This is a genomic window from Chromobacterium sp. LK11 (assembly GCF_001043705.1).
GTDB classification, from domain to species: domain Bacteria; phylum Pseudomonadota; class Gammaproteobacteria; order Burkholderiales; family Chromobacteriaceae; genus Chromobacterium; species Chromobacterium alkanivorans.
This window is the reverse complement of sequence record NZ_LDUR01000017.1, coordinates 1-13,355: the sequence shown is the minus strand read 5'-3', so window position 1 is coordinate 13,355 and position 13,355 is coordinate 1. Positions and strand designations below refer to the sequence as shown.

Sequence of the window (13,355 nt, the reverse complement as noted above, 5' to 3'; positions counted from 1 at the left end):
CGGGCCTCCTCAAGCCTTGATGTGGTGGCCGCCATCGACATAGATGGTCTGGCCGGTCAGGCCGCGGGCGGCGTCGGAGATCAGGAAGGCGCAGGTGGTGCCCACGTCCTCGATTTCCACCAGGCGGTTCTGCGGAGCGCGCGCGATGGCGTCCTCGATCAATTGGTCGAAGTGGGCGATGCCGGAGGCGGCGCGGGTGCGCAGCGGGCCGGGGGACACCGCGTGCACGCGGATGTTCTTGGAACCCAGCTCGCTGGCCAGGTAGCGGGACACGCTTTCCAGCGCGGCCTTGACCGGGCCCATGATGTTGTAGTTCTCCACCACCTTGTCGGCGCCGTAATAGCTCATGGTGATCAGGCTGCCGCCCTGGCTCATCAAGGGCTCGGCCAGGCGGGCCATTTCGATGAAGGAGTAGCAGGAGACGCGCATCGCCTGCTGGAAGCCGGCCTGGGAACAGTCGGTGACGCGGCCGTGCAGATCGTCCATCGGGCAGAAGGCGATGGAGTGAATGACGAAATCCAGTTTGCCCCATTGCTGGCGAATCGCCTCGAACACCGCCTCCATTTGCCCCGGCTGTTCCACGTCCAGCGGCAGCACCAGCGGCGAACCCAGCTGGTCGGCCAGCGGACGCACGTATTTTTCCGCTTTCTGGTTCAGGTAGGTGACGGCGAATTCGGCGCCCAGGTCGCGCAGCACGCTGGCGCAGCCGTAGGCGATGCTGTTTTCATTGGCGATGCCGACGATCAGGCCTTTCTTGCCGGCAAGAATGTTGCGAATGCTTTCCATCTGACCCTCTTGGTAAACCATGTGACCTCCGGGATTTGTAGGGTTGCAGGGCAGTATTGCGGGCTAATGAAGCAAAGGGATTTTTGTATTGACGATTCAGTCGGATATAATCGACGATTTGGCGGGACGAAGGCTTGATGTTGGAGCCCTTCATCCGCATCTGTCCGACTAGGCATGCCGGGCGTAAGTTCACGCTCGGATAGTGCAGTGCAGCATGAGTTCGGTTTATTATGCCATCATGATTACTGGTGGGGAAGCAAAGCTATGCCAATCTACGAATACCGTTGCGGCGCCTGCGGCGTCGCCAAAGAGCATCTGCAAAAACTCAGCGACGAGCCCGTCGCGCAATGCCCGGCCTGCGGCAGCGCCGAGTATCGCAAGCAGCTGTCCGCGGCCGGCTTCCAGCTGAAGGGTTCCGGCTGGTACGCCACCGATTTCAAGGGCGGCGCGTCCGGCGGCTCGTCCGCCTCGTCTTCGGACAGCGGCGGCGGCCATAGCTGCGGCACCGGCTGTGGGTGCGCGTAAACCCCGATGACGCCGCAAATCAAAATGACGCTGAAGGGCTATCTGGTCACCGGCTTGCTGGTGTGGCTGCCCTTGGCCGTGACGCTGTGGGTGTTGAACCTGATCGTCACTTCGCTGGACCAGACGCTGAACCTGTTGCCGCAGGAATGGCAGCCGGAGGCCTTGCTCGGCTTCCACCTGCCGGGCCTGGGCGTGGTGCTGTCGGTGCTGATCCTGCTGGGCACCGGCATGCTGGCCGCCAACGTGCTGGGCCAGCGCGTGCTGGACATGTGGGACGCGCTGCTGTCGCGCATCCCGGTGGTGAAGAGCATTTACAACAGCGTCAAGCAAGTCAGCGACACGCTGCTGTCCGACTCCGGCCAGGCCTTCAAGAAGGCGCTGCTGGTGCAGTTCCCTCATTCCGGCATGTGGACGGTGGCGTTTCAGACCGGCCCGCTGCCTGAAGTCGTGTCCGAATCGCTGTCCGACGACGAGTTCGTCGGGGTCTACGTGCCCACCATCCCCAACCCGACTTCGGGTTATTTCGTGATGGTGGCCAAGAAGGACACCCGCGACCTGAACATGAGCGTGGACGAGGCGTTGAAATACGCGATCTCCATGGGCATGGTGGCGCCGAACCCGCCGCCGGCCGCTCAGCGTCCGCGTCTGAACGACGAACATAATCGGCAGGGCTAGACCGACACCCTGTCTAGCCCTTAACGCCTTTCTTTCCCCCGGGCGGGGAAGCCTCACCGAATTTGAATAAAAGGGTTTACCCAATGCGAACCGACTATTGCGGACTTATTGACAAGAAATACCTCGGCCAGACCGTTACCGTGAAGGGCTGGGCTCACCGCCGCCGCGACCATGGCGGCGTGATCTTCATCGACCTGCGCGACCGCGAAGGCCTGGTGCAGGTGGTGATCGATCCGGACACCCCGGAAGCCTTCCAGCTGGCCGACAGCAGCCGCGGCGAATACGTGCTGTCCATCACCGGCATCGTGCGCGAGCGTCCGGCCGGCACCGCCAACAGCAAGATGATTTCCGGCGAGATCGAAATCCTGGCCAAGGAAATCGAAATCCTCAACGCCGCCGCCACGCCGCCGTTCCAGATCGACGACGAGACCCTGTCCGAGAACGTGCGTCTGACCAACCGCGTGATCGATCTGCGCCGCCCGGCGATGCAGAAAAACCTGCGTCTGCGCTACAAGGTGGCGATGGGCGTGCGCAACCACCTGGACAAGCAGGGCTTCATCGACATCGAAACCCCGATGCTGACCCGCTCCACGCCGGAAGGCGCGCGCGACTACCTGGTGCCGTCCCGCGTGCATCCGGGCGAATTCTTCGCGCTGCCGCAATCGCCGCAGCTGTTCAAGCAATTGCTGATGGTGGCCGGCTTCGACCGCTACTACCAGATCACCAAGTGCTTCCGCGACGAAGACCTGCGCGCCGACCGTCAGCCTGAATTCACCCAGATCGACATCGAGACCTCGTTCCTGAACGAGGATCAGATCATGGACATCACCGAGGGCATGACCAAGGAGATCTTCCGCGACGTGCTGGGCGTGGAGCTGCCGCAGTTCCCGCGCATGAGCTACGCCGACGCGATGTTCTACTACGGTTCCGACAAGCCGGACATGCGCGTGGACCTGAAATTCACCGAACTGACCGACGTGATGAAGTCGGAAGAGTTCAAGGTGTTCCGCGGCGCCGCCGACATGGCGAACGGCCGCGTAGTGGCCCTGCGCGTGCCGGGCGGTTCCGGCCTCAGCCGCAAGGAAATCGACGACTACACCCAGTTCGTCGGCATCTACGGCGCCAAGGGCCTGGCCTACATCAAGGTCAACGACGCCAGCAAGCCGACCGAAGAAGGCCTGCAGTCGCCCATCGTCAAGTTCCTGTCCGCCGACGGCCTGAAAGCCATCATCGAGCGCACCGGCGCGCAAAACGGCGACATCATCTTCTTCGGCGCGGACAAGGCCAAGGTGGTGAACGAGGCCATCGGCGCGCTGCGCATCAAGATCGGCCACGAGCACGGCCTGGCCAACGGCTACTTCGTCAAGGAATGGCGTCCGCTGTGGGTGGTGGACTTCCCGATGTTCGAGCACGACGAGGACGCCGACCGCTGGACCGCCTGCCACCATCCGTTCACCAGCCCGAAGCAGGGCCACGAGGACCTGATGGCCACCGATCCGGGCGCCTGCCTGGCGCGCGCTTACGACATGGTGCTGAACGGCTGGGAAATCGGCGGCGGCTCCATCCGTATCCATCGCGCTGAAATCCAGGAAAAAGTGTTCGGCGCGCTGAAGATCAGCCCGGAAGAGCAACAGAACAAGTTCGGCTTCCTGCTGGACAACCTGAAGTTCGGCGCGCCGCCGCACGGCGGCCTGGCCTTCGGCCTGGATCGCCTGGTGACGCTGATGTGCGGCGCGGAATCCATCCGCGACGTGATCGCCTTCCCGAAAACCCAGCGCGCCCAGTGCCTGCTGACCAACGCGCCCAACGCGGTGGACGACAAGCAACTGCGCGAACTGAACCTGCGCCTGCGCCAGAAGGCCGAGCCTTCCGCCTGACGCCGGCTTGATTCGACGTCGACGGCCGTTGCGCAAGCAGCGGCCGTTTTTCATTCGGCGGCTCTCGGCGTCCTTGGCTTGAACCTTGCGCTTTTGGCCCAATCTAATACCGGCCTCATACTTGACGCGAGCGCCTGCCGGGCCGGCATTGCAAAACTTTATCGCAACGATATGGATTTACAATTTGCCGATGTCGGCGGGCCTGATTTATAAAGCCTCGCATTCCGCCGCGTTTCCCGACGCCCGATCAGGGAAGCGCAGTCACACCAAGACCTTTAAGGAGATCCGCAATGGCCGTACTCGTTGGCAAACAAGCCCCCTTCTTCGATGGCGCGAAAACCTTCTCCGCCGTGCTGGGCGATGGTCAGATCGTTGACAACTACTCCTTCAAGCAAGCTACCGCCGGCAAGTACGCGGTAGTGTTCTTCTACCCGCTGGACTTCACCTTCGTGTGTCCGTCCGAGCTGATCGCCTTCGATCACCGCCTGGCCGATTTCAAAGCCAAGAACGTGGAAGTGATCGGCGTGTCCATCGACAGCCAGTTCTCCCACGCCGCATGGCGCAACACCCCGGTGGAAAAGGGCGGCATCGGCCAGGTTGGCTACACCCTGGTGGGCGACATCCAGCACGAACTGTGCAAGGCCTTCGACGTTGAAGCCGAAGGCGGCGTCGCTTTCCGCGGCTCCTTCCTGATCGACCGTTCCGGCGTGGTGCAGCACCAAGTGGTGAACAACCTGCCGCTGGGCCGCAACGTCGACGAAATGCTGCGCATGGTTGACGCGCTGCAGTTCACCGAAGAGCACGGCGAAGTGTGCCCGGCTGGCTGGAACAAGGGCAAGAAGGGCATGAAGCCGAGCGCCGAAGGCGTGGCTTCCTACCTGGCTGAAAACGCCAAGGACCTGTAATCCGTCGCAAGCGGATTGCGTCCGACCCTGCCCCGCGCGCCTTGGCCCGCGGGGCTTTTTATTGCGCGGCCCGCGCTGACTTGGCGCATTGCTCGCTATAACTAACAATAAGTTACCAAGATAACGACAGGCCCGAGCCATGCCTCTGCCGATCAGTCAGCTGGACAGCCTCACCATGCTGCATGCGATGCGCTCCACCTACCTGTCCGTGCCGCACGCCTTATTGGGCGCGGCCCTGCTGATCGGACTGGAATGGGGGCGGACGCCGGTCGTCCCGTCCGTATTGTGGCTGGTGCTTCTCAGCCTGTTGTTGTTGTGGCAATGGGGCACCACCTGGCGCGCCTGTCGCTGCCCCGAGCACGACGACTGGCAGATCGCCGCGCTGTACCGGCGCTTTGCCGTGCAGATCGTCGCCGTGGGCGTGGGCTGGGGAGCCGCGGCCTGGATCCTGATGCCCGACGGCGATCTGACTTACAGCCTGATCGTGGTGCTGTGGGGCATCGCAGTCAGCGCGGTGCTGGGCGCGATGCTGTCGGCGCGCCGCGAACTGTTTTACGGCTTCGTCGGCCCGCTCTGGTGCTTGCTGTTGTTGCGCTTGTTTCTGTCGCCGGAGCCGGTGCTGCGCTGGGTGGGCGTTTCCGGCATCATCTATTGCCTGTCGCTGATGCAATTCACTTCCTTATTGCATCGCTTTGCGCTGGAATCCATGGGGCAGCGCGCCGAAAACGCCAGCCTGATGCGGGAATTGACGCTGGAACAGACGCAGCTGGATAACTACAACGCGATGCTGGAGCAGAAAAACATGGAGCTGGACGGCGCGGTGGAGCGCATCAGCGAACTGGCCTCGCGCGACCCGCTGACCGGCGTGCTCAATATGCGCACCCTGATGCGGGAAATGGAGCGCCTGCTGGAGCTCTCGGAAACCCAGGGCTCGCCTTTCGCCATCGCCATCATCGATCTGGACCATTTCAAGCGTGTCAACGACAGCTGCGGCCATGCGCGCGGCGACGAGGTGTTGCAGCAGCTGTGCGAGCTGGCGCAGCAGGCCTTGGCGGACGGCGAACTGTTCGGCCGTTACGGTGGCGAGGAATTCCTGCTGCTGGCCCCGGCTTGCAGCGGCGCCGAGCTGAGCCGGCGCATGGAGGCGCTGCGCGACAAGGTGGGCGGCTGGGACTGGCGGCGGCTGACCGGCGACCTGCCGGTGACCCTGTCCTGCGGCGTGGCCGCCTGGCGGCCGGGGGTCGACCCGCTGGGCCTGCTGCAGCAGGCGGACAAGGCGCTGTATCAAGCCAAGGCGCTGGGGCGCGACCGCGTCTGCCTGGCGAGAGAGGCCGCGGCGTGAGGCGGAGACTGGGCATTCTGATGCCGTTTCCCTGGCAGGCCGCGCATCCGGAGCTGGAGGCGGAACTGGTGCGCCAGTTTGTCTCCATGCTCAAGCTCTCGATTCTGCAATCCTTCATCGCGATACCCCTGTTCGGCCTGCTGATGCTCGGGCACGCGCCCGCCTGGCGCATCCTGTGTTGGGTGGGCATCTTTCTGCTGATGCAATTGCTGTTCGCGCGGCTGGTCTACCGGTTTCACTGCCACGCGCATAGCCAGGACCAGGTGTTCCGGCACTACCAGGTCCTGCGGGAGCTGATGCTGTTCAGCGCGCTGGTGTGGAGCATGATGATGTGGTTCATGTTCCCGCAGACGGAGGGGCCTTACCGCATCGTGGTGGTGCTGTGGCTGGCCGGCGGTTTCGCCGCGGTGTGCCTGCTGCAAGCGCCGTGCCGCGATCTGCACCTGACGTTTTTCGTCGGCTATTGGGCGTATCCGCTGTACCGCTTCCATTCCGAGGGCACTTTGCTGTACAGCGCCTTGCTGGTGGGCGCGGTGATTTTCATCCTGGTGCAGTGGGAGTTCCTGTCCAGCTTCAATCCGCTGCTGCGCGACACCGTCAGGCTGCGCGAGCGCAATGCGGTGGTGCTGCGCCGGCTGCAGGAGCTGTACGCGGAAAGCGCGGCCAAGCGGGAGCTGCTGGAGCAGCGCAGGCAGATGCTGGAACAGGCGGCGGAACAGATGCGCTTGCTGGCGGATTCCGATGTGTTGACCGGCTGTCTGAACCAGCGGGCCTTGCGTTGCCGGATGGCGGAGCTGGACCAGTCGGACGCCGCGGTCTGGAGCCTGGCGATGCTGGATCTGGACGAATTCAAGCAGGTGAACGACCGCTTCGGCCATTTGGCGGGAGACCAGGTGCTGCAGCAGGCGGCGCAGCACATCGCCTCCTGTCTGGAGGGCTGGATGACGCTGGCGCGTTACGGCGGCGAGGAGTTCGTGGTGCTGGCGCCCGGCTTGGCGCCGGAGCGGCTGGCGGAGAGAATGGAGGCGGTCAGGCTGCGCCTGGCGCAGGCTCAGCTGGACGGCTTGCCGGACGGTTACGCGCAGACGGTGTCCATAGGCGTGGCGGGCCAGCCGCCGCTGAACGGCAGCCAGCAAGCCTTGCTGCAGGCGGACGCCGCCTTGTACCGGGCCAAGGCGTCCGGCCGCAATCGGGTGTGCGTGTGGGACGCGGAGCCGGAGCGGGACTAGGCCAGCCTGCCCAAAGCCTGCCGCGCTTGCCGAGAGGCGGCGCGGCGAGCGCGGTCCGAACGGTCCACGACGCGCGCATTCGGCTTCCTCAGCCGTTTTCGCCCTGGCTCGCCTTGGCCGGCGCGGCTTTGAACCGGCTCTGCGGCGCCGGCTCGGATTGGCGGGCGAGCATGAGGCGCAGCGCCGGCTGCTGGATCAGCGCCGACAGGCAGACGGCGGCGGCGCACATCCACCACAGCGCGACGCCGCCCACCGCGCCGTAGAGCCAGGTGCCCAAGGCCGGAGCGAACAGGGTGCGGCCCTGCCACACCGCGTTGTACAGCCCCAGATAGCGACCGCGCAGCCGGCCTTCCGAGCGGTGCATCACCAGCATGGTGTAACAGGGCGACACCAACAGCTCGCCCAGCGTCAGCGTCGTCATCATCAGCACCGCCCACAGCGGGCCCTGGCCCAGCGTCAGCCACAGGAAGGAGACGCCGGTCAGCAGCACGCCGGCCTGGGTGCTGGCCAGCAAGCCCCAGTCCAGAATGCGGCGGCTGATCGGAATCTGCAGCGCCACCACCATCAGGCCGTTCAGCGTGAACAGATAGCCCATCCATTGCGGGCCCAGTTGATAATGCTCGCGCAGGAACAGTCCCAGCGTCACATAGATCTGGTCGAATACCGCGGTCATCAGCGTCAGGGCCAGCAACATGCGCAGAAAGGGAAGGTCGCGCCAGGGGCCGACCAGCGCTTCGGCGCCGGTTTCGGCGGTTTCGAGCGCAGCCGGAGGGACGGGCGCCGAGTCGTTGCGGCGGTAGGCCCAGGCCAGCCACAGCGCCGCGCTCAGCGTGGCGGCGGCGTTGGCGGCGTAAACCCAGTCGTAGCCGATGGCGGCCAATGAGCCGCTGAGCAGGCCGGCGCCGGCGACGCCCAGATTGAAGGCCACCCGCAGCATGCCCTGGGCCACCGCGCGCTGCCGAGGCAGACAGGGCTCCAGCGCCAGCCGCAGATTGACCGGACGGAAAGCGCCGTCGGCGAAGCCGGAGACCAGCAGCACCGGCACGAACAGCCAGAGCGGGATCGCCAGCGCCAGCAACAGCAGGCACAGGCCGGAGGCGCTCAGGAACAGCGTGGCCAGCTTGCGGCCGTCGAAGCGGTCGGACAGCGCGCCGCCGTTGAGGGAGCCCAGCAGCGCGCCGGCGCCGTAGGCCGCCATCATCAGGCCGATCTGCGCATAGCCCAGCTGGTAGTTCTCGCGCAGATAAAGCGGCAGGAAGAGTTTGGAGATGCCGCCGATATTGTTGATCAGGCTGCACAACACCTGGATGTAGACCGTGGCGGGCAGGCCGCGATAGGGGGACAGCAGGCGTTTCAGCCAGGGGGCGGGGGGCGGGCGGCTCATAAGAATCCAGGATATGATTATGCTTTTGACTTATCTTGCTGCGTTGCAGCGAAGAAAGTCAACTCCGTGAATATCCTGGGCGAGCCGGAAGCCGCCGCGCGGCGCGCGCGCGGGTTTTCAGCGCAGCGGCAGCTTGGCCTTGACCGTGCGCATCATCGCGGGCTGGGCGGCGGCCACCGGGTGCAGCCCGTCAGGCTGGAATTGGGACAGATCGGCCTCGAAGCCGGCCACCAGCAGCGGCACGAAGGGCAGGCGTTCGCGCTTGGCCAGGTCGGCGTAGGCTTTGCGGAACTCGGCGCCGTATTGCGGGCCATAGTTCGGAGGCAGGGCCATGCCCACCAGCACCACCTTGGCCTTGCTTTGTTTGGCCAAGGCGATCATCTTGGACAGGTTGCCGCGCATCTGCGCCAACGGCAGGCCGCGCAGGCCGTCGTTGGCGCCCAGTTCCAGCACCACGATGTCCGGGCGATGGCGCGCCAGCGCGTCCGGCAGCCTGGCCAGGCCGCCGGCGGTGGTTTCTCCGGAGACGCTGGCATTGACGATGCGGTGCTTCGCCCCCATCTCCTTGGCGAGCAGGCTGACCCAGCCCTGGCCGGGAGACAGGCCGTAGCCGGCGGACAGACTGTCGCCGAACACCAGTATCGTCGCGGCGGACGCCGGCAGCATCAGCAGGCACAGGCCGGCGGAAAGTAGAACTTTGCTTAGTATCGAGCGCATAAATGAATCCAATTGAAACCCAGGCGGTGTTGGCGGCCAGCGAGCTGGCCAAGCAGGTGCATTTCCACGGCGAGCCGCTGAACATCCTGCGCAGCGCCACGCTGACCCTGTATCCGGGCGAGAGCGTGGCCATTGTCGGCGCCTCCGGCTCCGGCAAGTCTACCCTGTTGTCCCTGTTGGCGGGGCTGGACCATCCGTCCGGCGGCGAGGTGTCCTTGTTCGGCCAAGCCTTGTCCGGCTTGAGCGAAGACGCGCGCGCGCTGCTGCGCAGAGACAAGGTGGGGTTCGTGTTCCAGAATTTCCAGCTGATGCCGCAACTGACCGCGCTGGAAAACGTGATGCTGCCGCTGGAGCTGGCCGGCCGCGCCGACGCGCGCGAAGCGGCGCGCCAGATGTTGGACCGCGTCGGCCTCAGCCACAGGCTGGGCCATTACCCGCGTCATCTTTCCGGCGGCGAGCAGCAACGGGTGGCCCTGGCGCGCGCCTTTGTCATTCATCCCGGCCTGCTGTTCGCCGACGAGCCCACCGGCAATCTGGACCCGCACAGCGGCCGGCAGATCATCGACCTGCTGTTCCAGCTCAACGCCGAGCAGGGCACCGCCCTGGTGCTGGTCACCCACGACACCGAACTGGCCAGCCGTTGCGACGCCATCTACCGGCTGGTGGAAGGCAAGCTCAACGGAGCGCGCTCATGACGCTGGCCGGCCGCTTGACCCTGGTGTTGCGCTTCATCCGCCGCGAACTGGTGTCCGGCGAGCTGACCATCCTGGCGCTGGCCCTGGTGGTGGCGGTGATGGCGATGAGCAGCGTGGCCTTTTTCTCAGACCGCGTGGAGCGCGCGCTGACCACCCAGGCCACCCAGCTGCTGGCCGCCGATCTGGTGCTCAACGGCAATCAGCCGGCGCCGGAGTCCATCCGCCGCGAGGCGGAAAAACGCGGCCTGCGGCTGGCCGACAACATCAGCTTTCCCTCCATGGTGTTTTCCGGCGGCCAGGCGGCCTTGGCCACGTATAAATCGGTCAGCGACAACTATCCCTTGCGCGGCGAAGTCAGCGTGCGGCTGGCCGACGGCCGGATCGAAACCGGCAGCCTGCGGCCGGCCGCGGGCACCGCCTGGGCCGACGCCAGACTGATGCGGCGGCTGAAGCTGAAGCTGGGCGACACCCTGGGCGTGGGCGGCGCGCAGCTGCGGCTGGCCGGCGAAATCGTCCGCGAGCCGGACGGCGCGATGGATTTGTACAACTTCGTGCCGCGGCTGATGTTCAACCGCGCCGACCTGGCCGCCACCGGCCTGATTCAGGAAGGCAGCCGCGCGCGCTGGCGGCTGATGTTCGCCGGAGACGACCGCGGCGTCGCCGATTTCCGCCAGTGGCTGGAAAAGGCCAAGCCCAAGGACGCGCGGCTGGAAAACGTGGAGGAGGCCAGGCCGGAAGTGCGCACCGCGCTGGAGCGCGCGCGGCGTTTTCTGGGCCTGACCGCGATGCTGACCGTGGCGCTGGCGGCGTCGGCGGTGGCGCTGGTGGTGCGGCGTTATCTGGCGCGCCATTGGCAGCAGGTGGCGGTGCTGCGCTGCCTGGGCCTGACCGCGGGCGAGGTGTGGGGGCTGTTCGTCAGCCTGTTCCTCTTGCTGGGCCTGCTGGCCGGCGCGCTGGGCACCGCCGGCGGCTTCGGCGTGCAGCTGGCCTTGATGCGGCTGGCCAGCGGCTATGTCGGCGAAATCCTGCCCGATCCGGGCTGGCTGACCTGGCTGGTGGGCCCGCTGGCCTCGCTGGTGCTGCTGGCCGGCCTGGCGCTGCCGCCCTTGATGGGCATACGCGACGTGCCGCCGGCGGCGGTGCTGCGCGATGAATTGACGCCGACGCGCCAGGGCGTGCTGGCGCCCTTGCTGGCCCTGGTGGCGCTGCTGGGCCTGGCCGCCTGGCAGGTGGGCGACCTGGCGGTGGCCGGCTGGCTGCTGGCCGGCATGCTGGGCTTCTTCGCCGCGGTGGGCGCGCTGGCGCTGGGCGTGGTTCATCTGATGCGGCGGCTGCCGCGCGGACGCCGGGTGGGCTGGCGCTTCGGCATCGCCAATATCGCGCGCCGCCACTGGCTGGCGGTGATACAGATCGTGTCCTTGTCGGTGGGCCTGATGGCCTTGCTGACGCTGACCATCGTCCGCGACGACCTGATCGGCGCCTGGCAGCGCAGCGTGCCGGCGGACGCGCCGAACAAATTCGTCATCAATATCCAGCGCCATCAGCTCGACGGCGTGCGCAACGCCTTCGCCGCGGAGGGACGCGCGGCGCCGGAACTGGCGCCCATGGTGCGGGCGCGGCTGATCGCGATCAACGAGCATCCGGTGCGGCCGTCCGCCTATGAAGACGAGCGCGCGCGGCGGCTGGCCGAGCGCGAATTCAATCTGTCCTGGCGCGACGAATTGCCGCCGGGCAATAAGCTGACCGCGGGCCAATGGTGGCAGCCCCAGAAACGGATTCCGCCGCAGTTCTCGGTGGAGCGCGGGCTGGCCGACACCCTGGGCATCAAGCTGGGCGACATGTTGGCCTTCGACCTGGCCGGCACCACTTACCGCGCCAAGGTCACCAGCCTGCGCGAAGTGCCGTGGGACAGTTTCCGCGTCAATTTCTTCGTGATCGGCACGCCCGGCCAGTTCAGCCAGCAGCCGGCCAGCTGGATCAGCAGCTTCCGGCTGGAGGCGGCGGACGAGGACTTCGTCAATCGCCTGGTGGGCGAGTTTCCCAATCTGACCGTGATCGACGTCGGGGCGATTCTGACCGAGGTGAGGGCGATGATGGACAAGCTGTCGCGCGGCATCGAGGCCATGTTCGGCCTGGCGCTGGCCGCCGGCGTGCTGGTGTTGTGGGCGTCGCTGGCGGCCACCCGCGACGAGCGGCTGTTCGATGTCGGCCTGATGCGGGCGCTGGGGGCGTCGCGGCGACAGGTGCGCAGCGTGGTGCTGGCGGAGCTGGCCTGGCTGGGCGCGTTTTCCGGTTTATTGGCGGCGTTGGGCGCGATGGGCATCGGCGCTTTGGCTTCGGTCAAATTGTTCAATCTGCCCTTGGTGTTCAATCCCTGGCTGTTGCCCGCCGGCGTCGTCAGCGGCGCGCTGGTGGTGGTGGTGGCCGGTTGGCCGTTGGTGGGGCGAGTGACCCGGACATCGCCGATGGCGGTGTTGCGGGCGATCTGAGTTTGGTGGTCAAAGCTGAGAGTCAAGCGGGAGCAGACCCGCAAGGAGACGCATGATGGATGCGATAGTACAGGCGGCAATGGCCAAGTGGCCGAACGTGCCCGCCGTGTTTGGCTGGCTGCGGCTGGACGCGCGCGGCCAGTGGTGGATCAAGGACGAACGCCTGCAGCACGAGGCGATGATCGAGTTCTTCGGCCGCAACTACAGCCGCGACGGGCTGGGGCGCTGTTATGTGCAGAACGGGCCGCAGAAAGTCTATGTGACGCTGGACGCCGCGCCGCTGGTGGCGCGGCGTACCCCGTCGGGCTGGAGCACGCTGCCCTACGACGACGACGTGCCGGCGCGCTCCGCCTGGCTGACGCCGGAGGGCATGCTGTTGATCGAGATCGGCGGCGAGCTGGCGGCGGTGGACGACCGCGACCTGGCCGCGGTGCTGGACGAAGGGGCGCCGGGCTGGGACGGCGACATGGCTACGCTGCCGGACCGGCTGGCCTTGGGCAAGGCCGCGATTCCGCTGGGCAAGGAGAGCCTGCCGGATTTGTGGCTGCGCTACGGCATCGTCGGCCGCCCCAAGGGCTGAGCCGCTCCGCCGTCAAACAAAACCCCGGGCTTGCCCGGGGTTTTGTTTGGCCCGCGCGCGGCGGGGCTTGGACCCCGTTCAAAATCTGCTGAGCGTCGGCCGCAACGCTTGGTCCCGCTCCCGCTTGCGAGACTTTGAACAGGTTCTTAGA

The 13,355-nt window shown here is 66.0% G+C and carries 12 protein-coding genes; 9 read left to right on the top strand and 3 right to left on the bottom strand.

Going from position 1 to position 13,355, the window contains the following annotated elements; translation table 11 throughout:
- Positions 1-9: 9 nt before the first annotated feature.
- Entirely contained in the window at positions 10-786 is a 777-nt protein-coding gene (gene fabI / locus VK98_RS12605) for an enoyl-ACP reductase FabI (protein ID WP_048414429.1), read from the bottom strand.
- A 264-nt stretch (positions 787-1,050) separates the two neighbouring features.
- Here fabI and VK98_RS12600 point away from each other — a divergent pair, with 264 nt between their 5' ends.
- From VK98_RS12600 to VK98_RS22820, 6 genes are all read left to right on the top strand, one after another.
- Entirely contained in the window at positions 1,051-1,311 is a 261-nt protein-coding gene (locus VK98_RS12600; protein WP_048414374.1) for an FmdB family zinc ribbon protein, read from the top strand.
- Positions 1,312-1,317: 6 nt separating this feature from the next.
- A complete protein-coding gene (locus tag VK98_RS12595; protein ID WP_048414373.1) occupies positions 1,318-1,986 on the top strand; it encodes a DUF502 domain-containing protein in 669 nt (222 codons plus the stop codon).
- An 83-nt stretch (positions 1,987-2,069) separates the two neighbouring features.
- The gene (gene aspS / locus VK98_RS12590) at positions 2,070-3,863 is read left to right on the top strand and encodes an aspartate--tRNA ligase (protein WP_048414372.1); all 1,794 of its coding nucleotides are present in this window, start codon (positions 2,070-2,072) and stop codon (positions 3,861-3,863) included.
- A gap of 290 nt (positions 3,864-4,153) precedes the next feature.
- A complete protein-coding gene (locus tag VK98_RS12585) occupies positions 4,154-4,768 on the top strand; it encodes a peroxiredoxin (protein ID WP_048409261.1) in 615 nt (204 codons plus the stop codon).
- A gap of 139 nt (positions 4,769-4,907) precedes the next feature.
- Positions 4,908-6,110: a GGDEF domain-containing protein gene (locus tag VK98_RS22825; protein WP_053077363.1), complete on the top strand. Its 1,203-nt coding sequence runs from the start codon at positions 4,908-4,910 to the stop codon at positions 6,108-6,110.
- The gene (locus VK98_RS22820; protein WP_156187852.1) at positions 6,107-7,339 is read left to right on the top strand and encodes a GGDEF domain-containing protein; all 1,233 of its coding nucleotides are present in this window, start codon (positions 6,107-6,109) and stop codon (positions 7,337-7,339) included. Before VK98_RS22825 ends, VK98_RS22820 begins: the two co-directional genes overlap by 4 nt.
- 88 nt (positions 7,340-7,427) lie before the next feature.
- On the opposite strand, the gene VK98_RS12570 is transcribed toward VK98_RS22820, so the two are convergent.
- Both VK98_RS12570 and VK98_RS12565 read right to left on the bottom strand, forming a co-directional pair.
- A complete protein-coding gene (locus VK98_RS12570; protein ID WP_082158965.1) occupies positions 7,428-8,723 on the bottom strand; it encodes an MFS transporter in 1,296 nt (431 codons plus the stop codon).
- A 117-nt stretch (positions 8,724-8,840) separates the two neighbouring features.
- The gene (locus VK98_RS12565) at positions 8,841-9,440 is read right to left on the bottom strand and encodes an arylesterase (protein ID WP_048414371.1); all 600 of its coding nucleotides are present in this window, start codon (positions 9,438-9,440) and stop codon (positions 8,841-8,843) included.
- A gap of 2 nt (positions 9,441-9,442) precedes the next feature.
- Between VK98_RS12565 and VK98_RS12560 the strand changes: the two genes are divergently transcribed.
- Genes VK98_RS12560 through VK98_RS12550 form a run of 3 tightly spaced genes read left to right on the top strand, consistent with a single transcriptional unit; the run spans position 9,443 to position 13,204 of the window.
- Positions 9,443-10,135: an ABC transporter ATP-binding protein gene (locus VK98_RS12560; protein WP_048414370.1), complete on the top strand. Its 693-nt coding sequence runs from the start codon at positions 9,443-9,445 to the stop codon at positions 10,133-10,135.
- A complete protein-coding gene (locus VK98_RS12555; protein WP_048414369.1) occupies positions 10,132-12,624 on the top strand; it encodes an ABC transporter permease in 2,493 nt (830 codons plus the stop codon). The genes VK98_RS12560 and VK98_RS12555 overlap by 4 nt, the downstream gene beginning before the upstream one ends.
- 55 nt (positions 12,625-12,679) lie before the next feature.
- Complete coding sequence (locus VK98_RS12550) at positions 12,680-13,204, top strand: DUF2946 family protein (RefSeq protein WP_048414368.1); 525 nt, start codon at positions 12,680-12,682, stop codon at positions 13,202-13,204.
- Positions 13,205-13,355: the final 151 nt, after the last annotated feature.